General features: G+C 67.3%; 19 protein-coding genes. 9 read left to right on the top strand and 10 right to left on the bottom strand.

From position 1 onward, the window contains the following. Positions 1 to 127 precede the first annotated feature (127 nt). Positions 128 to 1,258 carry a methyltransferase gene (locus PIN01S_RS10015; RefSeq protein WP_084335506.1) on the top strand — a complete coding sequence of 377 codons (1,131 nt, stop codon included), beginning with the start codon at positions 128 to 130 and terminating at the stop codon, positions 1,256 to 1,258. On the opposite strand, the gene PIN01S_RS10010 is transcribed toward PIN01S_RS10015, so the two are convergent. After that, the gene (locus PIN01S_RS10010) at positions 1,259 to 1,834 is read right to left on the bottom strand and encodes a nucleotidyltransferase family protein (protein WP_084335505.1); all 576 of its coding nucleotides are present in this window, start codon (positions 1,832 to 1,834) and stop codon (positions 1,259 to 1,261) included. Positions 1,835 to 2,180: 346 nt separating this feature from the next. Here PIN01S_RS10010 and PIN01S_RS10005 point away from each other — a divergent pair, with 346 nt between their 5' ends. Next, entirely contained in the window at positions 2,181 to 3,419 is a 1,239-nt protein-coding gene (locus PIN01S_RS10005) for an MFS transporter (protein WP_084335504.1), read from the top strand. Positions 3,420 to 3,426: 7 nt separating this feature from the next. Here the strand turns inward: PIN01S_RS10005 and PIN01S_RS10000 are convergent, their stop codons facing one another. From PIN01S_RS10000 to PIN01S_RS09985, 4 genes are all read right to left on the bottom strand, one after another. Further along, the gene (locus PIN01S_RS10000) at positions 3,427 to 5,634 is read right to left on the bottom strand and encodes a xanthine dehydrogenase family protein molybdopterin-binding subunit (RefSeq protein ID WP_084335503.1); all 2,208 of its coding nucleotides are present in this window, start codon (positions 5,632 to 5,634) and stop codon (positions 3,427 to 3,429) included. Then, positions 5,631 to 6,617, bottom strand: coding sequence for an FAD binding domain-containing protein (locus tag PIN01S_RS09995; protein WP_084335502.1), 987 nt, complete (start codon positions 6,615 to 6,617; stop codon positions 5,631 to 5,633). Before PIN01S_RS09995 ends, PIN01S_RS10000 begins: the two co-directional genes overlap by 4 nt. Further along, positions 6,614 to 7,132, bottom strand: a complete 519-nt coding sequence (locus tag PIN01S_RS09990; protein WP_084335501.1) for a (2Fe-2S)-binding protein — start codon at positions 7,130 to 7,132, stop codon at positions 6,614 to 6,616. The genes PIN01S_RS09995 and PIN01S_RS09990 overlap by 4 nt, the downstream gene beginning before the upstream one ends. A gap of 172 nt (positions 7,133 to 7,304) precedes the next feature. Beyond that, positions 7,305 to 7,856 carry a DJ-1 family glyoxalase III gene (locus PIN01S_RS09985; RefSeq protein ID WP_084335500.1) on the bottom strand — a complete coding sequence of 184 codons (552 nt, stop codon included), beginning with the start codon at positions 7,854 to 7,856 and terminating at the stop codon, positions 7,305 to 7,307. Between the two features lie 168 nt (positions 7,857 to 8,024). Between PIN01S_RS09985 and PIN01S_RS09980 the strand changes: the two genes are divergently transcribed. Further along, positions 8,025 to 9,320, top strand: a complete 1,296-nt coding sequence (locus tag PIN01S_RS09980; RefSeq protein WP_084335560.1) for an NCS2 family permease — start codon at positions 8,025 to 8,027, stop codon at positions 9,318 to 9,320. A 52-nt stretch (positions 9,321 to 9,372) separates the two neighbouring features. Continuing rightward, on the top strand, positions 9,373 to 10,467 hold the full coding sequence (trmA, locus tag PIN01S_RS09975) for a tRNA (uridine(54)-C5)-methyltransferase TrmA (protein ID WP_084335499.1): 1,095 nt from the start codon (positions 9,373 to 9,375) through the stop codon (positions 10,465 to 10,467). A 22-nt stretch (positions 10,468 to 10,489) separates the two neighbouring features. Here trmA and PIN01S_RS09970 read toward each other — a convergent pair whose 3' ends face one another. After that, positions 10,490 to 11,074: a DUF4345 domain-containing protein gene (locus PIN01S_RS09970; protein WP_084335498.1), complete on the bottom strand. Its 585-nt coding sequence runs from the start codon at positions 11,072 to 11,074 to the stop codon at positions 10,490 to 10,492. Positions 11,075 to 11,267: 193 nt separating this feature from the next. On the opposite strand from PIN01S_RS09970, the gene PIN01S_RS09965 reads away from it, so the two are divergent. From PIN01S_RS09965 to PIN01S_RS09950, 4 genes are all read left to right on the top strand, one after another. Continuing rightward, a complete protein-coding gene (locus PIN01S_RS09965; RefSeq protein ID WP_084335497.1) occupies positions 11,268 to 11,696 on the top strand; it encodes a DUF411 domain-containing protein in 429 nt (142 codons plus the stop codon). A gap of 2 nt (positions 11,697 to 11,698) precedes the next feature. Continuing rightward, positions 11,699 to 12,571, top strand: coding sequence for a PhzF family phenazine biosynthesis protein (locus PIN01S_RS09960; protein WP_244505974.1), 873 nt, complete (start codon positions 11,699 to 11,701; stop codon positions 12,569 to 12,571). A 25-nt stretch (positions 12,572 to 12,596) separates the two neighbouring features. Beyond that, positions 12,597 to 13,457: a KPN_02809 family neutral zinc metallopeptidase gene (gene ypfJ / locus PIN01S_RS09955; RefSeq protein ID WP_084335495.1), complete on the top strand. Its 861-nt coding sequence runs from the start codon at positions 12,597 to 12,599 to the stop codon at positions 13,455 to 13,457. Between the two features lie 71 nt (positions 13,458 to 13,528). Next, a complete protein-coding gene (locus tag PIN01S_RS09950) occupies positions 13,529 to 13,870 on the top strand; it encodes an endonuclease domain-containing protein (protein ID WP_084335494.1) in 342 nt (113 codons plus the stop codon). A gap of 295 nt (positions 13,871 to 14,165) precedes the next feature. Here the strand turns inward: PIN01S_RS09950 and PIN01S_RS09945 are convergent, their stop codons facing one another. Genes PIN01S_RS09945 through PIN01S_RS09930 form a run of 4 tightly spaced genes read right to left on the bottom strand, consistent with a single transcriptional unit; the run spans position 14,166 to position 17,815 of the window. Beyond that, a complete protein-coding gene (locus tag PIN01S_RS09945) occupies positions 14,166 to 14,762 on the bottom strand; it encodes an HAD family hydrolase (RefSeq protein WP_084335493.1) in 597 nt (198 codons plus the stop codon). Further along, positions 14,759 to 15,631 (bottom strand): acyl-CoA thioesterase II, encoded by an 873-nt coding sequence (tesB, locus tag PIN01S_RS09940; protein WP_084335492.1) that lies wholly within the window; start codon positions 15,629 to 15,631, stop codon positions 14,759 to 14,761. Before tesB ends, PIN01S_RS09945 begins: the two co-directional genes overlap by 4 nt. A gap of 10 nt (positions 15,632 to 15,641) precedes the next feature. Continuing rightward, the gene (locus PIN01S_RS09935; RefSeq protein ID WP_084335491.1) at positions 15,642 to 17,252 is read right to left on the bottom strand and encodes a SagB/ThcOx family dehydrogenase; all 1,611 of its coding nucleotides are present in this window, start codon (positions 17,250 to 17,252) and stop codon (positions 15,642 to 15,644) included. Then, positions 17,249 to 17,815, bottom strand: coding sequence for a GNAT family N-acetyltransferase (locus PIN01S_RS09930; RefSeq protein ID WP_084335490.1), 567 nt, complete (start codon positions 17,813 to 17,815; stop codon positions 17,249 to 17,251). Before PIN01S_RS09930 ends, PIN01S_RS09935 begins: the two co-directional genes overlap by 4 nt. Positions 17,816 to 17,880: 65 nt before the next feature. Between PIN01S_RS09930 and PIN01S_RS09925 the strand changes: the two genes are divergently transcribed. Beyond that, the gene (locus PIN01S_RS09925) at positions 17,881 to 18,798 is read left to right on the top strand and encodes a histone deacetylase family protein (RefSeq protein WP_084335489.1); all 918 of its coding nucleotides are present in this window, start codon (positions 17,881 to 17,883) and stop codon (positions 18,796 to 18,798) included. The last annotated feature ends 208 nt before the right edge of the window (positions 18,799 to 19,006 follow it).

Raw genomic sequence — 19,006 nt, 5'->3', positions numbered from 1 at the left:
GATTCTTCGGCATGCCTCATCGATGCACAAGCGTGCAGGCTTGAAGTGTTTCTCAGTTCGGAACATTGGTCATGCCAGTTCTAACCTTTCGTCGGAAAACCCCGATCCAGACGCCACAGAGCCCTCGATGCCCCTACTCACCTCACCGTTCGCCCAGCTCGACCTGATCCGCCAACCCGAGCAACCGAACGATCCGCTGCAAGCCTTCGACGCCGCCGACGAATACCTGCTGAGCCAGCTCCATGCCCAGGCGCTACCCGCCGACACGCGCGTCCTGGTGTTGAACGACAGCTTCGGCGCCCTGGCCGCATCCCTCGCCGCGCAGATGCAGGTGACCAGCAACGGCGATTCGCACCTGGCGCATCTGGCCTTGGCCAAGAACCTCGCGCGTAACGGCCTGCCCGTCGATGCGGTGCGTTTCGTGCCGGCCAGCGAAATCCCCGCCGGCCCCTTCGACCGAGTGCTGATCCGGGTACCGAAGACCCTGGCGCTGCTGGAGGAGCAACTGATCCGCCTGCACGGCCAGTTGGCACCCGATGCGCAGGTGGTAGCCGGTGCCATGATCAAACACCTGCCGCGCGCGGCGGGCGATCTGCTGGAAAAGTACGTCGGCCCGGTCCAGGCCTCGCTGGCAGTGAAGAAAGCGCGCCTGTTGCAGGTCACGCCAGAGGCAAGGCCGGCACCGGTCTCGCCCTACCCCAGCCGCTACCGCCTGGAACAGCCGCGCCTCGAACTGCTCAACCACGCCAACCTGTTCTGCCGCGAAGGCCTGGACATCGGCACCCGAGCCTTCCTGCCGCATCTGCCGACCGATCTGGGGGACACCCGGGTGGCCGACCTCGGCTGCGGCAACGGGGTGATCGGCATCGTCTGTGCGTTGGCCAATCCGAACGCGCGCCTGACCCTGGTGGACGAGTCCTACATGGCGGTGCAGTCGGCCAGGGAAAACTGGCAGGCCGCGCTGGGCGACCGTCCGGCGGATATCCGTGCCGACGACGGGCTGGCCAGCCAACCGACGGACTCGTTGGATCTGGTGTTGTGCAATCCGCCGTTCCATCAACAGCAGGTGGTGGGAGACTTCCTGGCCTGGCGCATGTTCCAGCAGGCCAAGGCGGCGCTGGCGAAAGGCGGCGAGCTGCGTATCGTCGGCAACCGCCACCTGGGTTATCACATCAAGCTCAAGCGCCTGTTCGGCAACGTCGAACAGGTCGCCGCGACACCCAAGTTCGTCATTCTCGGCGCCCGCAAGCGCAACTGATCAGACGAGCGCCGCTGGCGTGTCCGCATCGCGCAACACGCCGGGATCATCCACCTCGAGGCCGAACCAGGCTTCCTCATGGTCTTCCAGCACCCGGCGCGCGCCCTGGTCGCCGGTGAGGGTCATCATTTCCTGCCAGTAGCGACGACCGAACAGCACCGGATGGCCGCGCTGGCCGTCGTGCAGGGGGAAGACAATACGGTCGACGTCGGCCGACTCGGCCAGATGGCGCAGGCTGGCGTCGGCGATCCAGGGCATGTCGCCGAGCATCACCGCCATGGCGCGGAAGCGCTCTGCCGCCAACACTGCGACACCCGCCGCCAGACTGTGGCCCATGCCGAGATCGGCATCGGTACAGCGGATCACCCGCACGCCGGACGGCACACCCAGCGCCTCGGCCTCATCGTCGGAGCGCAGCACCACGGCCACCTCGGGAAAATTGCGCCGGGCAAGCACCAGGGTCGCGGCCAGCAGCGACTGGCCGTCCGGTAGCCGGGCGGCGCGCTTGTCGCTGCCAAAACGACGCGAACGCCCGGCGGCCAGGACCAAGGCGATGACCTGCGGCGAGGCATGCATATCGGATCTCCGGAACGTGAAAACGCTACTAAAGCCTAGCCGAACGCGAGATGTCGATGTCTCGCTGTGTGGAATGGCTTGGGTCGAATTCATTCGACCGAACCCATCATCGCCGGACGGATGAATTCGCCACGGCGCCCACTGGCTTTTTCGTAGGAGCCAGCTCTGCTGGCGAAGCGTTTGCGCAGCCCAATTCGCGAGCAAAGCTCGCTCCTACAAGGAGGCCGGGTCGCCCCCAAAAAGATTGACCGTTCGATCAGCGAACGCTCTGTTGCGGGTATGCAACCTCAACCCTCATCCGGGCGTGCTAACCTCGCCGGCTCTCCTTCCCGGCCCCGAATCCACCATGTCCACCCACGGCAAACTGCTGCTGCGTCATCACCGTCCGTTCCTCGCGTTCTGGCTCGCCCGCGTCTGCACGGCGAGCGGTTTCCAGATGCTCACCGTGGCCATCGGCTGGCACCTGTACGCATTGACCGGCAGCGTGCTCGACCTCGGCCTGGTCGGGCTGGTGGAGTTCGTGCCGCGCGTGCTGTTCATGCTGCACACCGGTCACGTGGCGGATCGCTACGACCGGCGCCGGATCGCCGCGCTCTGCCAGGGCGCCCAGGCGCTGATCGCCATTGCGCTGGTGCTGGGCAGCGCCAGCGACGCGGTGACCCGCGAGATGATTTTCATCCTGGCCTTTCTCCTCGGCGCGGCCCGTGCCTTCGAGATGCCGACCACCCAGGCGCTGCTGCCGAGCCTGGTGCCGGCGGCCCTGTTTCCCGCCGCCGTGGCCGCATCGGCCTCGGCGATGCAGGCGGCGACCATCGTCGCTCCCGCCCTGGGCGGTCTGCTCTACGCCTTCGGCGCCTTCTGGGTCTATGTGCCGACGGCGCTGCTTTACATCCTCGCCTGCGCCCTGATGCTCGGGTTGCCGAACCATCACGTGCCGCGCAAGGCCGAACCCGCCACGCTGCACAACCTGCTCGGCGGCATCCGCTTCATCCGCAGCCGGCCGGACATCTTCGGCGCCATCTCCCTGGACATGTTCGCCGTTCTGCTCGGCGGCGCCACCGCGCTGCTGCCGGTGTTCGCCAAGGACATCCTGCTCACCGGTCCCTGGGGCCTCGGCCTGCTGCGTTCGGCGCCGGCGGTGGGTGCGTTGCTGATGTCCTTCTGGCTGGCGCGCTTCCCCATCGAGCGCCAGGTCGGGCGGACCATGTTCATTTCGGTGGGCGTCTTCGGTGTCGCGACCATCGCCTTCGGCCTGTCCACCAGTTTCTGGTTCAGCCTGCTGGTGCTGGCCATCCTCGGCGCGGCGGACATGATCAGCATGGTCATCCGCGGCGCCTTCGTGCAGTTGGAAACACCTGACGAGATGCGCGGCCGGGTCAGCGCGGTGAACGGCCTGTTCATCGGCGCATCCAACCAGCTCGGCGAGTTCGAGTCGGGGGTCACCGCCGCCTGGTTCGGCACCGTACCGGCGGTAGTGCTGGGCGGGGCCGGTACACTGCTGGTAACCGGCCTGTGGATGAAGTTGTTCCCGACCCTGGCACAGCGGGATCACATGCACCGCCCCGAGGCGGAGCGGACGGACTGAGCCTTCGCTACAACAACTTATCCAGGGTGATCGGCAGCTCCCGCACCCTTCGCCCGGTGGCGTGATAGACGGCATTGGCCACCGCCGCGGCAACGCCGACGATGCCGATCTCGCCGACGCCCTTGGAGCCCAGGGCGTTGACCACCAAGTCCTCTTCCTCGACGAAGAGCACCTCGATTTCGCCGATGTCGGCATGCACCGGCACGTGATACTCGGCGAGGTCGTGGTTCATGTAGCGACCGAGCCGGTGGTCGATCAGGGTTTCCTCCTGCAGCGCCATGCCGATGCCCCAGACCACGCCACCGAGGATCTGGCTGCGCGTGGTCTTCGGGTTCACCACGCGGCCGGCGGCGACCGCGCTGACCACCCGGCTGACCCGCACCCGGCCGAGCGCCTCGTCCACCCGCACCTCGACGAACACCGCCGAGTGGGTGGCGCTGGAGAATGCCTCGCGGCGGGGATCGGGCTTGGCGTCCACGCGCGCCTCCAGCGGGGCGCCGCTACCGATCAGGTCGCTCAGTTCGATGGCCTGGTCCGGATCGTCGCGGCGGCTCAACCGGCCTTCGGCGAAACACACCTGCTCCAGTGTCAGCCCGGCGAAGGCCGAACCGGGTCGCTGGCGGGCGATGTCGAACAGCTTGCTCTTCAGCGCCACGCATGCCTGCTGCACCGCCGTACCCACCGACGACACCGTGGCGGAGCCGCCTTGCAGCGGCGCGGTGGGCAGGCTGGAGTCGCCCAGGCGGAACGCCACGCGCTCCACCGGCAGGCCGAATTCGGCGGCGGCAACCTGGGTCATCGCCGTGTAGGTGCCAGTGCCGATATCGGTGGTCGCGCTGCTCACCCGCAGGATGCCGTCGCCACCCAGGCTGGCCTTGGCACTGGCCGGCATCTGCAACGCCTCCCAGACGCCACCGGCCATGCCCCAGCCGATCAACTCATGGCCATCACGCAGGCTGCGTGGCTCCAGCGGGCGCCGGCTCCAACCGAAGCGCTCGGCGCCCTGCCGGTAGCAGTCGCGCAGGGCCTTGCTGGAAAACGGCTTGCCCTCGTTCTGGTTGGCGTCGGCGTAATTCAACAGGCGCAGTTGCAGCGGGTCGATGGCCACCGCGCAGGCCAGTTCATCCATCGCGCATTCGAGGGCATACAGGCCCAGCGCGGCACCGGGGGCGCGCATGTCCAGCGGGGTGTGAACGTCCAGCGGCACCAGGCGGTAGTCGAGGTGGACGTTGTCGCACTGGTAGAGCATGCCGGACCACTCCACCACATGCTCGGTGAAATCCTCGAAGCGCGAAGTCTGACCGATCGCCAGATGGCTGAGCCCCTGCAACCGCCCATTGGCAGCCGCCCCCAGGCGCAGGCGCTGGACGGTGCGCGGCCGGTAGCCGAAGGTAAACATCTGCGGCCGGCTGAGCGCCACCCGCACCGAGCGGCCGAGCTTGAGCGCAGCCATCACCGCCAGCGTCAACTGATACTGCGGCCGCAGCCCGGAGCCGAACGCGCCGCCAACGAAAGCGGCACAGACCCGGACGCGCTTCGGGTCCAGGCCGAACACCTGGCAGATGTAGCTCTGGCTGTTCTGCGTGCCCTGGGTCTTGTCGTGGATCAGCAGGCTGCCGTCGGGCTGCACCAGCACCGTCGAGGCATGGGGTTCGAGCGGGTTGTGGTGCTCCACCGGCGACAGGTACTCCACCTCGATGCACAGCGCCGAGCCGGCCAGCGCGGCGTCCGCGTCGCCACGAGCCGGCGGCAGCTTGGCCGGTGCGGCGTGGGCATGCTCGAGCAGGCCGCACAGGTCGGTCTCGTGGGCCTCTTCTTCGTATTCCACATGCACCAGGGAAGCGGCGTAGCGCGCCAGCTCCGGGGTATCCGCCACCACCAGCGCGACCGGTTGCCCGCTGTAGAGGATGCGTTCGTCATACAGCGGGCGGAACGGCGAGCCCTCAGCGGCATCGGCGTCCTCGTAGCTTTCATCGTCAGCGGCCATCCGTGGGCGGTTGCGGTGGCTGAGCACCAGGTGCACCCCGGCGACGTCCATGGCGTCCTCGGCGTCGATGGCGAGGATGCGCCCCCGGGCGATGCGACTGCCCAGCACACAGCCGTGCAGCAGGCCGGGCTCCGTGAACTCGGCGGCATAGCGCGCCTGGCCGGTCACCTTGCTCACTCCATCGACACGATCGAGGGGCTGCCCCAGGGGCGAACGGACGACAGTCATGGGCGGCCACCTCCAATGGCATCGCTCAGGGCGCGGACGATGCAGCGCCGCGCCAGTTCGATCTTGAAGCCGTTGTGCGCCAGCGGCTGCGCGTCGCGCAACAGGATGTCGGCGGCGGCATGGAAACTCGCCTCGACCGGCGGCTGGCCGATCAGCGCGACTTCCGCCTCGCTGTCACGCCAGGGCTTATGGGCCACCCCGCCGACGGCGATCCGCGCCTCGCGAATGAGCCCGCCGTCCAGCTCCAGCAACGCCGCCACCGAGACCAGGGCGAAGGCATAGGAAGCCCGGTCACGCACCTTGAGGTAGGCGCAATGCGAGGCGAAGCCGGTCGGGGGCAGCTCGACCGCGGTGATCAGTTCCCCGTCCTCCAGGTTGTTGTCCTGGTGCGGCGTATCGCCGGGCAAGCGGTGGAAATCGGCGAACGGGATGCGCCGCTCACCCTCCGGCCCCGCCACTACCACCTTCGCTTCCAGTGCCGCCAAGGCCACGCACATGTCCGAGGGATGGGTGGCCACGCAGTGCTCGCTGGCACCGAGGATCGCATGGATGCGGTTGAGCCCGTCGCGCGCCGCACAGCCGCTGCCGGGCTCGCGTTTGTTGCAGGGCGTGGCGGTGTCGTAGAAGTAGTAGCAGCGGGTGCGTTGCAGCAGGTTGCCGCCGGTGCTGGCCATGTTGCGCAGTTGCGGCGAAGCACCGGCCAGGATCGCCCGGGACAGCAGCGGATAACGCCGCAGCACTTCGGGGTGCCGGGCCAGTTCGGCGTTGCTCACCAGCGCGCCGATCAGCAGGCCGCCGTCGCCGGTGGGGGCGATGCCGCGCAACGGCAGGCCGGTAATGTCGATCAGCAGCTTCGGACGCAGCACGTCCTGTTTCATCAGGTCGAGCAGGTTGGTGCCGCCGGCGATGAAACGCGCGCCGGGCCCGGCCAGGGCCAACGCTTCGTCCAGCGCGGCGGGTTTGCGGTAGGCGAACGGGCTCATTCCGGCCTCCGCTCGTCGTCGGCCAGCACCTGCTCGATGGCGGCGAGGATATTGGGATAGGCACCGCAGCGGCACAGGTTACCGCTCATGGCCTCGCGGATCTCATCCGCGCTACGCGCCTCACCTTCGACGATCAGGCCGAGCGCCGAGCAGATCTGCCCCGGCGTGCAGTAGCCGCACTGAAACGCATCGTGCTCGATGAACGCTGCCTGCAACGGGTGCAGGGCATCGCCCTCGGCCAGCCCTTCGACGGTAATCACCTCGGCGCCTTCGTGCATCACCGCCAGGGTCAGGCAGGCATTGATCCGGTGGCCGTTCACCAGCACCGTGCAGGCGCCGCACTGGCCGTGGTCGCAGCCCTTCTTGCTGCCGGTCAGCCCGAGCCGCTCGCGCAACAGGTCGAGCAGCGTGACCCAGGGCTGGATCTCGACCTGCCGGCGCTGGCCGTTGACGGTCAAGGTGACGGCGTGAGCGGCGAAGCGGCCTTCGTCCTCGTCCGTGGCGGTCGCGTTCATAGGCACCTCGGCATAGGGCATCGGTACGGCGACAAGCCAACCAAGCGCCGGCAATCGCCCCTAAGGTACGACTGCCCGAGGAAAACAAACGTTCAGCCCAGGGGATAACAAGACGGCAACCCCCGAGATAGAGGGGCTGCGGATAAAACGGAATGGAACGACAGTACAGGTACTACGCCAACAGCCCCTTGGCGACCTCGTTGCGCTTGGCCTTGCCGGCCAGCCGCTCGACCAGGGCGAGGGCGAAGGCCATGGCGGTTGCCGGGCCCTGGCTGGTGATGCAGTTGCCGTCCACCACCACCGGCTCGTCGACGAATACGCAGCCGGACAGGCGGTCGCTGAACGACGGGTAGCAGGTCATCCGCCGCCCCTTGAGCACGCCATAGGTCTGCAGGGCCAGCACCGGTGCCGCACAGAGAGCGGCGTAATCCTTGCCGGCGGCGGCCTGCTGGCGCACCCGCTCGGCCAGTGGCTGATGGCCGCCGAGGCGTTCGGCGCCGGTTCCGCCGCCGGGCAGGACGATCAGGTCGAAGTCCTGGGCCAGCACGTCGAGCAGCATGGCATCGGCGGTCAGCCGCGTACCCCGGGCGCAGGTGATCATGCGCCGGTCCTCGATGCTGGCCACCAGCACCTCGATCTCGGCGCGGCGCAGCACGTCGAGGATGGTCACGGTTTCGATATCTTCCACGCCGTCGGCGACGGCGAGCAGGGCTCGGGCGGTCATGGCAATTCCTCCATCGGTAAACGTTTGCTGCTCGTCCGGTCAGAAATTCTCCGCCACCGGGTGAGCTGGTATCATGCGCCGCTTTTCGCAGCCCAGAAGAAGATTGGCACTCGCTGTGCTTTGCTAATGCTGTCCATTTACGGCGCACTGCGCCACGGGGGAGTCACCATGCTGGAAAAGCTGTTCCAACTCAAGGCGCACCACACCACCGTGCGTACCGAGGTCCTGGCCGGTATCACCACCTTCCTGACCATGGCCTACATCCTCTTCGTCAACCCCAACATGCTCGCCGAAACCGGCATGGACAAGGGCGCGGTATTCGTTGCCACCTGCCTGGCGGCGGCCATCGGTTCGGCGATCATGGGCCTGCTGGCCAACTACCCGATCGCCCTGGCACCGGGCATGGGCCTCAACGCCTTCTTCACCTACACCGTGGTCATGACCATGGGCTACAGCTGGCAGACCGCCCTGGGCGCGGTGTTCTTCTCCGGCGCGATCTTCTTCCTGCTGTCGATCTTCAAGATCCGCGAATGGATCATCAACAGCATCCCATTGGCCCTGCGCTCCGGCATCGCCGCCGGCATCGGCCTGTTCCTGGCGATCATCGCGCTGAAGAACGCCGACATCGTGGTCGACCACCCCGCCACCCTGGTCAGCCTCGGCAACCTCTCCGCCGGCGGCCCGTTGCTGGCCTGCCTGGGCTTCTTCCTGATCGCCGCGCTGGCCTACCGCCGCGTGACCGGCGCAGTGATGATCGGCATCCTGGTGGTCACCGGACTGTCCATCGTGCTCGGTCTCTCCGGCCTCGACGGCGTGGTGTCGATGCCGCCATCGCTGATGCCGACCCTGCTCCAACTGGACCTGAAAGGCGCGCTGGACATCGGCCTGGTCAGCGTGATCTTCGCCTTCCTCTTCGTCGACCTGTTCGACACCTCCGGCACCCTGGTGGGCGTGGCGCAGAAAGCCGACCTGCTGGACAAGGACGGCAAGATGCCCAAGCTCGGCCGCGCCCTGCTCGCCGACAGCACCGCCACCATGGCCGGCGCCGCCCTGGGCACCTCGACCACCACCAGCTACATCGAATCCGCCGCCGGCATCAGCGCCGGGGGCCGCACCGGCCTGACCGCCTGCGTGGTGGCCCTGCTGTTCCTCCTCAGCCTGTTCTTCTCGCCGCTGGCCGGCGCCGTACCGGCCTATGCCACCGCGCCGGCGCTGCTGTTCGTCGCCGTGCTGATGACGAGCAGCCTGGCGCAGATCGACTGGGACGACCTCACCGTGGCCGCGCCCGTGGTGGTCGCCGCCCTGGCCATGCCGCTGACCTTCTCCATCGCCAACGGCATCGCCTTCGGCTTCATCGCCTGGACCGGTATCAAGCTGCTCGCCGGGCGCTGGAAAGACCTGAACCCGGCGCTGGTGATCCTGTCCATCCTGTTCGTGATCAAGCTGGGTTTCTTCAGCGCCTGATCCCCTCCGCGCGCGGGTCACGTTGCCCGCGCGCCGTTTCGATGAGTGTTCCATGAGCCGTCCGCATTTCGACCCCGCCGCCTACCCCGCCCAGCTCGCCGACAAGACCGCCCGCCTGCGCGACCTGCTGGCGCCCTTCGACGCCCCCGAGCCCGAGGTCTTCGACTCGCCGCGCGAGCATTACCGCCTGCGCGCCGAATTCCGCCTGTGGCGCGAGAGCGGCAGCGAGAAGCGCGACTACGCCATGTTCGAGCCGGGCGACAAGTTCACCCCGGTACTCATCGACAATTTCCCCATCGCCAGCCGCCGCATCAACGAGCTGATGCCGCGCCTGAAGGCCGGCTGGCAGGCCAGCGCCGCGCTGTCGTTCAAGCTGTTCCAGGTGGAATTCCTCACCACCCTGGCCGGCGACGCGCTGATCACCCTCGCCTATCACCGCCCGCTGGACGCCGCCTGGCAGGCCGATGCCGAACGGCTGGCGGCCGAACTGGACGTCAGCCTGGTCGGTCGCTCGCGTGGCCAGCGCATCGTGATCGGACGGGATTACGTGGAAGAGGAGCTGGAAGTGGCCGGGCGTCGCTTCCGCTATCGCCAGCCGGAGGGCGCCTTCACCCAACCCAACGGCGCGGTGTGCCAGAAGATGCTCGGCTGGGCCTACGAGGTGCTGGGCGAGCGTAGCGACGATCTGCTGGAGCTCTACTGCGGCAACGGCAACTTCACCCTGCCGCTGGCGACCCGGGTACGCAAGGTACTGGCCACCGAGATCAGCAAGACCTCGGTGAACGCGGCCCTGGCCAACCTGGCCGACAACGGGGTGGAGAACGTGACCCTGGTGCGCCTCTCCGCCGAGGAACTCACCGAGGCCCTGAACGAGGTGCGTCCGTTCCGCCGCCTCGCCGGCATCGATCTGAAGAGCTACGCCTTCGGCAGTGTCTTCGTCGACCCGCCCCGCGCCGGCATGGACCCGGACACCTGCGAGCTGACCCGCCGCTTCGAGCGCATCCTGTACATATCCTGCAACCCGGAAACCCTGGCGCAGAACATCGCCCAACTGCACGACACCCACCGCGTCGTGCGCTGCGCGCTGTTCGACCAGTTCCCCTACACCCACCACATGGAAAGCGGCGTCCTGCTGGAGCGCCGCTGAACGGAGCGCTTTCTTCGCCGCACTAGCTGCGCGGCTCGCTCCAGTTATCCGTCAGACCGGGCCTGACTTCGACTTCCGAGGTCTCGGCCAGGTCCGTCCGCGTCACCCGTTCCAAGGGCAGTTCGCGCACGTTGAACTGCGGCGCAGGCGGCTCGTCGAAATCGCTATCGAAGGCCGCGCCATCCAGCGTGTCGGCCGCCTCCCGCTCGGCCTCCGTGCGCCGCTGGCGGGCGAGCAGGTAGAGCGCCAGCAGCGCCAGGCCGGCCGCGGCCAGCTTGTAGACCAGCGAAGTCAGGTCGAAGCTCTGCAGGGCGCCGCCATCCAGCCACAACGCCCCGAGGCGTGCCAGCGACAGCGAGAGCTGGATCAGCACCAGCAGCACCAGCGCCGGGCTGGCCCGCTCCGGCCGGCGCATGCTCCACAGCAGGAAGATCGCCAGGCCCAGTTGCAGGCCGCCGTAATACACACGCATGTTGCTCACCGAGACGGTTTCCATCAGCAACATGCCGTTCAGATTGGCCATTTCGTAGGGCCAGAGCCAGTAGGCCAAACCGAAACCGCCCATGACCAGTGCCTGGATGGCCAGGACGATGCGGGCAAAGAACATTTTCCATACTCTCCATGCGAACAGGCTTCGCTCGAGGGCAGGCCAAGAGCGCGAGCCCCGCGACGCGGCGGGGACGATCTAGCAGTGACCGCCAAAGTGCCATTTCGTTCGCTCGCCGGGGTGCGACGATGCGGCCTTGGGTGGCCGCTCGCATGACGCTATGCTGGGCCCTCGTTTGACCGGAGGAATTTCCATGCGCCGTCTCGTTCTGCTCGCCGCCCTCTTCGCCGGCACCGCCCAGGCCGCCGAGCCCATCGCCATCGAGGTCTACCGTGCCGCTGGCTGCAGCTGCTGCGAGAAGTGGATCGACCATCTGGAGGCCAATGGCTTCAGCGTCACCGACCATCCCGACCAGGACATGAACGCGGTGAAATCCCGCCTCGGCGTGCCGCATCGCCTGGCGTCGTGCCACACCGCGGTGATCGACGGCAAGTTCGTCGAAGGCCACGTACCGGCCGCCGATATCCTCAAGCTGCGCCAGCGTCCCGACCTGCTCGGCGCCGCCGTGCCGGGCATGCCCACCGGCTCTCCAGGCATGGAAATGGACGGCCGCCAGGATGCCTACCAAGTGATCGGCGTCGCCCAGGATGGCAGCGAACCGGTTCTGGCCGAATACCCTTAGGGATCGTCATGCACTACTGGCAAATGGATGTTTTCGCCGAACGCCCGCTGACCGGCAACGGCCTCGCCGTATTCGACGATGCCCGTGGCCTCTCCACCGCGACCATGCAGGCGCTGACCCAGGAGCTGCGCCAGTTCGAATCGCTGTTCCTGTTGCCCGGCGAAGTGGCCGGCGAGTACGCGGCACGCATCTTCACCGTCGAGGAGGAATTGCCCTTCGCCGGCCATCCGATCCTCGGCGCCGCTGCCCTGCTGCACCACTTGTACGAGCCCGGCGACAGCGGCCACTGGCGCCTGCGCCTCAGCATGAAGACCGTCGAGTTGCGGACTCGCCGCCAGGGCCAGGGCTTCTACGCCGAAATGGACCAGGGCGAAGCCGAGTGGGGCGTGCGCCTGAGTGGGGAAGACGCGCGCATCTATGCCGAAGCCTTTTCCCTTGCGGCCGACGATCTCGACGTCCGCTACCCCGCCTGTGTGGTCAGCACCGGGTTGCCCTACCTGCTACTGCCGGTAAGCAGCGCCGCGCTGGCCCGCGCCCGGCAGAACCGCGCTGACCTCGACCGTTTGCTCGCCGGCATTGGCGCCGTCTTCGTCTACCTGCTCGATGTCGACGCCCTCGAAGGCCGGACCTGGGACCCGCTCGGCGTGGTCGAGGACGTCGCCACCGGCAGCGCCGCCGGGCCGGTGGCCGCCTACCTGGTGGAACACGGCCGCTGTGTGCGCGACGAGCCTTTCGTGCTCAACCAGGGCCGGTTCGTCGGGCGGCCGAGCCGGATCGATCTGCGTGTCGGTACGGACAATCGCGTCCGCGTCGGTGGCGCCGTGCAACTGCTTTCCCGGGCCGAGCTGCTGGTGAACCCCAGCCTGCTCGCCTGACCCATCACTTTTCGAGGGAAAACCCATGCGCTGGCAGAGAGCACGTCGCAGCGACAATCTGGTGGATGCCCGCGGCAGCGGCCGCGGCATGCGCGTCGGCGGAGGTCTGAGCCTCGGCGGCATCGCCGCGGTGGTGGTAATCAGCCTGCTGTTGGGCGAAAACCCGCTGGAGATTCTTGGCCAACTGGCCGACCAGCAGGGTGCGACCGTCAGCAGCCAGACCACCCGCCCGGTCGGCGACGACCCACAGGTGGATTTCGTCCGCGCCATTCTCGGCGACACCGAAGACACCTGGGGCCAACTGTTCGCCACCAACGGCGGCCAATACCAGCAGCCCCGCCTGGTGCTGTTCGACGGCGGCGTGCAATCGGCCTGCGGCTTCGCCTCGTCGGCGGTCGGTCCGTTCTATTGTCCCGGCGACCGCCAGGTCTACCTGGACCTGGGGTTCTTCCGCGAACTGGAACAACGCTTCGCCGCCGCCGGCGATTTCGCCCAGGCCTACGTGATCGCCCATGAAGTAGGGCATCACGTGCAGACGCTGCTCGGCGTCTCCGCCAAGGTCAACGCAGCCCGCCAGCGCGGCGAGAACATCGAGGGCGCCAACGGCCTGCTGGTCCGCCAGGAACTCCAGGCCGACTGCCTGGCCGGCGTCTGGGCCCACCACGCCCAGCGGCGCCTGGACTGGATGGAGCCCGGCGACCTGGAGGAAGCCCTCAACGCCGCCACCGCCATCGGCGACGACCGCCTGCAACAACAGGCGCGCGGCCGCGTGGTACCCGACTCCTTCACCCACGGCACCTCGGAACAGCGCGTGCGCTGGTTCCGGACCGGCTTCGACAGCGGCTCGCCGGGGCGGTGCGATACCTTCAAGGCGGCGCGGCTTTAAGGCCGACGTCACAGCGATCTTTCGGCCAGGCAGCGACAATCCCTGCTCTTTCACGAAGCAGGGATCGCTCGATGACACTCTCCCACGCCAAAGACCTCCGCAGTCGAATGACCGATGCGGAGCAATGCCTCTGGCATCACTTGCGCGCCCACCGTTTCCTCGGGCTCAAATTCAGGCGGCAGAAACCGATGGGCCACTACATCGTCGACTTCGTTTGCCTGGAGCGGTTTCTCATCATCGAACTGGATGGTGGGCAGCACCAACTGCAGGCGAACGCGGATGCGGTTCGGGATCGCTATTTCCAGGAACGCGGCTTTCACGTACTGCGCTTTTGGAATCATGAGGTGTTGGGCGATACCGAGGCGGTGCTAGAGCGGATTCGCCTGAGCGTGGAGGGTGGTTGGCAACCCTGAATAGCCCCTCTCCCCAGCCCTCTCCCATAAATGGGAGAGGGAGCTTGGCCAGCGCTGCTTGGTGGTTACATGCCCATCTGAGCTACGGATTGCCTGATGCATCGAAATAGCCAAGTTCAATAGCCACTAGATACGACTGCACTGCCTTGGTATCGAACTCGAATGGTTCATATCGAATCAGTCGTCGCAACGGCAGATCGCCCTGCTGGTGAGTCTGATACTTACGATCGGAACATCGGACCACCCCTCTCCCATTTATGGGAGAGGGCCAAGTGGCCAAGCACCAACTCAAGGCTCAAAGCCCACCCAGCATCCCCCTCAACACCCCACAATCCCGCGCAAACCCATCACTCAATTCCGGCCAGGGATTTTCCGGCAGATTCACCAGCACACTAAAGGCCCCAGCCGCGCGGGCGCATTCGAGGTCGAAGCGGTAGTCGCCGACCATCACCAGCTCGCCAGGCACCACGCCCCAGCATTCGGCCAGGTGCAGCAGGCCGCCCGGATGCGGCTTCGGCGGAGCCTCGTCGCGGCCGAGGATGTCGGCGCTGGCGAAGCAGTCGCCGAGACCGATGGCCTCCAGCGTCACCAGCGCCAGCTCATGGGCATTGCGGGTCAGCACGCCGAGGCGGCAGCCCCGTTCGCACAGGGCGCGCACCAGCTCAACGGCGCCCGGAGCCGGCTGGGCGGCGTAGGCCAGCTCGCGTTCGTGCTCCAGCAACCAGGCGCGTTTCGCCGCTGCCTCCGTGGCCGGCAGGCCGGCGAGGTGGTGGAGGATGTCGTCCTCCGGCGGGATGTCCAGCGCCCGGCGGATGGCCGGGAAATCGTGCACGGCGATGGTCAGGGTGCCATCCATGTCGAAGACCCAGTGGCGGGCCTCGCTCAGCCTCATTTCCAGTCCTCGCGCAGACGGACCAGCCCTTCCTGGGCCACCGAAGCGACCAGCTGCCCGGCGCGGTTGTAAATGCTGCCGCGGGAGAAGCCCCGGGCATTGCCGGCCCAGGGACTGTCCATGGCGTAGAGCAGCCAGTCGTCCATGCGCAGGTTGGCGTGGAACCACAGCGCGTGGTCGAGACTGGCGACCTGCATGAACTTCTGCCACACGGACACGCCGTGGGGCAGCATCGAGGTGGTCAGCAGGTTGAAGTCGGAGGCATAGGCGAGCAGGTACTTATGCAACTGCGGCTCGTCCGGCAGCATACCGTCGGCACGGAACCAGACGTACTTCACCGGCTCGCCCGGCTCCGGGGCGAAGGGATTGGCGACGGTCACCGGGCGGATCTCGATGGGCTTGTCGCTGATCGCCCGCTCACGCATGCGCTCCGGCAACTGATCGGCGATCAAGCGCGCCAGCTCGGTCTCCGATTTCAGGTTCTCCGGCCCCGGAACGTCGGGCATGGCGGCCTGCTGGTGATGGAAGCCTTCCTCGTCGTACTGGAAGGAGGCGCTGCAAGTGAAGATCGGCTTGCCTTTCTGGATGGCCGTAACCCTGCGGGTGCTGAAGCTGCCGCCGTCGCGCACCCGGTCGACCTGGTAGACCACCGGCAGGGTCGCGTCGCCGGGGCGCAGGAAGTAGCCGTGCAGGGAGTGTACGTGGCGTGCTTCCTCCACCGTCTGGCTGGCGGCGGAAACACACTGGCCGAGCACCTGGCCGCCGAAGAGCTGGCGGAAGCCCAGGTCCTGGCTGACCCCGCGGAACAGGTTTTCCTCGATGGGTTCCAGGCTCAACAGGGCGACCAGATCGTCCAGAACTTGACTCATTGATTTCTCCTCAGACGGGCGGCAGGCGTGGTTCGGGATAGGCCGGCGAGGTGCTCAAGCGCTCATCCCATACCGCGCGGCCTACTGTGAAATGGTAAAGGCTTTGCCAGCGGCTGTCGGCAAGCCCGAGCAGTTCGTGCACCGCTTCGTCGAAAAAGCAGCCGATGCCGGTACCGGAAAGCCCCGCCGCCTCGGCCTCCAGATACAAAAGCTGACCAATCTGCCCGCACTCCCAATACAGCCGCGGATAACGCCAGGCACCAGCCTCCAGCGCCTCGTCGAAACGCGCCAGCATGGCCACGGCGAGACAGCCGTCGCTGGCGATGTCCTGGCCGCAGGAAAGAAATTCGGCCAGCCCACGGGCATCGCCTTCCAGCAGGCGGTAGAGCGGCAGCACGTCGTCTGCCCGCTCCCAGAGGAAGTCCTCGCGCAGCCCCTCGGCCAGTGCCTCCGGGTCCAGGCCGCTGCGGCTCAACCAATAGAGGCCAGGCGCCAGGCCCTGAACGCGGTGGACGAACAGCAACAGGTCGACCTGAGCGGGTTCGCCGGTCACAGCGAACGGCACCGGCGAATGGTCCGGCAATAGCCGGGCCAGCCAGGCGCGCAGCAGCGAGACGTCGATTCCGCCGCGCCCATCCATAGCTTGCGCGCTGCGGCGCCGATGCAGCAAGGGACGCAACGGCAGACCGGGATTGTCCGCCGAAGCGCAACCGGGCGCCATCTCCCAACTCAGCGGCGACAGGGCCGGCGCGCGGCACAGCGGGTGGACGCGCGCCAATTCGGGCCATTCGCGATACTGACGGGACAGCCGGTTCGGACGGCCGTCCAGCTCCAGCGCCGCCAGCCCATCCAGCAATGCCTGGGGCAAGACGGGCTCGTTCGCCTGAGCCGGGCCGACCCAGAGCAGGCAATCGATGTGCTCAGCTTCGGCGAAGCCCTCGCGGTCGAGGCCGAACGGCGCATCCAGCCCGGCCTCGGCCACACCGCGCAACAGGCGCACCTGCCAACCCAGCGCGCTGGCGGCGATGGCCAAGGCCGCCAGGGCATGCCCGAGGTCGTGCTGGCAGTAGCGATAGGCGCGCTCGCCGTATTTCCAGGCTTCGCGCCAGGGGATGCTGGCCAGCGCCAACAGGCAGCCGTCGGCCGAAAGCACCGTGTGCAGACTGTTGCCCAGGGCGGAAGGTAGTTCGGCACGCACTTCCAGGACATGTGCATCGGCGGTGTAGTGCACCAGCAGGCCCCGCTCCTCCAACGCACCCGGTGGCAGCATGAGATAGGCCTCGGTGGGATGCAGGTTGCCGGACGAGGGATTGACCCGCAGCGCCCAGCGACTGCCACCCGCCTCCTTCCAGGCCGACAGCGCCAGGCTGTCGTAGAGCAGTTGGGACAGGCTGGCGCGGTTCAACGGCGCCGGATTGCCCAAAGGGCCGGCGAACACCGCGTCGTAGGCCGGTGACTCCTCCAGCGGACGCTGCCACAGCTCGATCAGGCGCGCCCCGGCATAACGGCGAAACGGCGCCGGCTGGGTCGCCCAATCGAGACGGCCCGGCCCCGGTGCGAAACGCTCGGGGTGGTGCTTGCTGAGCGCATGGTAGGCGCGCACGGCATCGAGGTCGGTCATGGGCAGCGCTCCCGCCATTCGTCCAGGCGCAGGCGGTACAGCAGGTGGCGACGCAACGGATGGCCCTCCGCCAGTTTCGGGTGATCGAAGTCATCGGCCGGATCGCGGTGCATGCCGATGGCCTGCATAACCCGCTGCGAACGCCGATTGCTCAACGCGGTGAAGGAAGCGATTTCGGCGAACCCGAGCCGCTCGAACCCCGCCGCCAACGCGGCGAGCGCCGCTTCACGGGCGAAACCCTGGCCCCACTGGTCGCGGGCCAGCCGCCAACCGATCTCGACAGCCGGGGTGAAGTGCGCGTCGAAACCGGTCCAGCCGAGTCCGGTGAATCCGATCAGCTGGCCCTCGTCCTTGCGCTCCAGCGCCCAGAGCCCGAAGCCATGGGCCGCAAAGTGATCGCGGATACGCCGCAGCATGGCCGCCGCCTCGTCACGGTCGAGAGGTGCCGGGAAATGGCGCATCACCTCCGGGTCGGCGCTGATCGCCGCCAACACGGCGAGGTCCTCATCGCACCAGGTACGAAGCCGCAAGCGCGGTGTTTCCAAAGTCAGGATGTCAGCCATGGATGCCTCATGAACAGGGGCCTGGGTTACTCTTGCCTGCGCATCGTCCCCAGCCGGATCGCATTATGCCGCTACCCCTCGTCTATCACGACGACTACAGCCCGCCGTTCCCGGCCGGGCACCGTTTTCCGATGGAGAAGTTCCGCCTGCTGCGCGACCACCTGGTGGATACGGCTTTGACCCGCGACGAGGCGCTGTTGCGTCCGGAACTCTGCCCGGTGGAGATCCTCGCCCTGGCCCACGACCCGGTCTACATCGAGCGCTATTGCAGCGGCGCCCTCGGCCGCGAGGAACTGCGCCGCCTCGGCCTGCCGTGGTCACCGGAACTGGCGCGGCGCACCGTGCGCGCAGTGGGCGGTTCGCTGCTGGCGGCCGAACAGGCCCTGCAACACGGGCTGGCCTGCCATCTGGCCGGCGGCACCCACCATGCCCATTACGATCACCCGGCCGGCTTCTGCATTTTCAACGACTTGGCAGTGATCGCCCGCTACCTGCTGGAAAGCGGCCAGGCCGGACGCGTGTTGATCTTCGATTGCGACGTGCACCAGGGCGACGGCACCGCCCGCATCCTTGCCGACACACCGGATGCCATCACCGTATCGCTGCACTGCGAGCAGAACTTCCCGGCGCGCAAGGCCGACAGCGACTGGGATATCGGCCTGCCGCGCGGCATGGGCGATGCGGATTACCTGAAGGTGGTCGACGAGGCGCTGAACTACCTGCTGCCGCTCTACCAGCCGGATATCGTGCTCTATGACGCCGGCGTCGACGTGCACCGGGACGATGCCCTGGGCTACCTCGCCCTCACCGACGCCGGCCTTGCCGCACGCGATCGCGCCGTGCTCGATCACTGCCTCGGACGGGACATCCCGGTGGTGGGAGTGATCGGCGGCGGCTACGACACCGACCGTGCCGCCTTGGCCCGACGCCACGGCATTCTCCATCACTGCGCCGATCAGGTCTGGCGGGCCCGGGGACTCTAGCCTGCCGTGCGTCGGCCAGAGAACGACACTGGAAGCGAACGGAAGTCAAAAACCGCCAACATCGCCGAATGGGTTGCCACCTACCCCTTATCGGCGAAACAGGAACCGCCCGAAGCACCCCCGAGTCAGAATCAGAGAAGGCGCTCGAATGGTCGGCCTGGCCGACACGCCCTTAACCTGACTGAGCAGCATGGCTGCGGTGGGAGGA

It is taken from the genome of Pseudomonas indica NBRC 103045 (genome assembly GCF_002091635.1).
GTDB lineage: Bacteria > Pseudomonadota > Gammaproteobacteria > Pseudomonadales > Pseudomonadaceae > Pseudomonas_M > Pseudomonas_M indica.
Note: the sequence above shows the minus strand (reverse complement) of the source record. Positions and strands in the feature narration are given on the sequence as shown.

What these genes read in the sequence shown, in the direction of transcription:
- PIN01S_RS10015 (WP_084335506.1), top strand. Translation starts at nt 128, where the DNA reads ATGCCCCTACTCACCTCACCGTTCGCCCAGCTCGACCTGATCCGCCAA.
- PIN01S_RS10010 (WP_084335505.1), bottom strand. Translation starts at nt 1,834, where the DNA reads ATGCATGCCTCGCCGCAGGTCATCGCCTTGGTCCTGGCCGCCGGGCGT.
- PIN01S_RS10005 (WP_084335504.1), top strand. Translation starts at nt 2,181, where the DNA reads ATGTCCACCCACGGCAAACTGCTGCTGCGTCATCACCGTCCGTTCCTC.
- PIN01S_RS10000 (WP_084335503.1), bottom strand. Translation starts at nt 5,634, where the DNA reads ATGACTGTCGTCCGTTCGCCCCTGGGGCAGCCCCTCGATCGTGTCGAT.
- PIN01S_RS09995 (WP_084335502.1), bottom strand. Translation starts at nt 6,617, where the DNA reads ATGAGCCCGTTCGCCTACCGCAAACCCGCCGCGCTGGACGAAGCGTTG.
- PIN01S_RS09990 (WP_084335501.1), bottom strand. Translation starts at nt 7,132, where the DNA reads ATGAACGCGACCGCCACGGACGAGGACGAAGGCCGCTTCGCCGCTCAC.
- PIN01S_RS09985 (WP_084335500.1), bottom strand. Translation starts at nt 7,856, where the DNA reads ATGACCGCCCGAGCCCTGCTCGCCGTCGCCGACGGCGTGGAAGATATC.
- PIN01S_RS09980 (WP_084335560.1), top strand. Translation starts at nt 8,025, where the DNA reads ATGCTGGAAAAGCTGTTCCAACTCAAGGCGCACCACACCACCGTGCGT.
- trmA (WP_084335499.1), top strand. Translation starts at nt 9,373, where the DNA reads ATGAGCCGTCCGCATTTCGACCCCGCCGCCTACCCCGCCCAGCTCGCC.
- PIN01S_RS09970 (WP_084335498.1), bottom strand. Translation starts at nt 11,074, where the DNA reads ATGTTCTTTGCCCGCATCGTCCTGGCCATCCAGGCACTGGTCATGGGC.
- PIN01S_RS09965 (WP_084335497.1), top strand. Translation starts at nt 11,268, where the DNA reads ATGCGCCGTCTCGTTCTGCTCGCCGCCCTCTTCGCCGGCACCGCCCAG.
- ypfJ (WP_084335495.1), top strand. Translation starts at nt 12,597, where the DNA reads ATGCGCTGGCAGAGAGCACGTCGCAGCGACAATCTGGTGGATGCCCGC.
- PIN01S_RS09950 (WP_084335494.1), top strand. Translation starts at nt 13,529, where the DNA reads ATGACACTCTCCCACGCCAAAGACCTCCGCAGTCGAATGACCGATGCG.
- PIN01S_RS09945 (WP_084335493.1), bottom strand. Translation starts at nt 14,762, where the DNA reads ATGAGGCTGAGCGAGGCCCGCCACTGGGTCTTCGACATGGATGGCACC.
- tesB (WP_084335492.1), bottom strand. Translation starts at nt 15,631, where the DNA reads ATGAGTCAAGTTCTGGACGATCTGGTCGCCCTGTTGAGCCTGGAACCC.
- PIN01S_RS09935 (WP_084335491.1), bottom strand. Translation starts at nt 17,252, where the DNA reads ATGACCGACCTCGATGCCGTGCGCGCCTACCATGCGCTCAGCAAGCAC.
- PIN01S_RS09930 (WP_084335490.1), bottom strand. Translation starts at nt 17,815, where the DNA reads ATGGCTGACATCCTGACTTTGGAAACACCGCGCTTGCGGCTTCGTACC.
- PIN01S_RS09925 (WP_084335489.1), top strand. Translation starts at nt 17,881, where the DNA reads ATGCCGCTACCCCTCGTCTATCACGACGACTACAGCCCGCCGTTCCCG.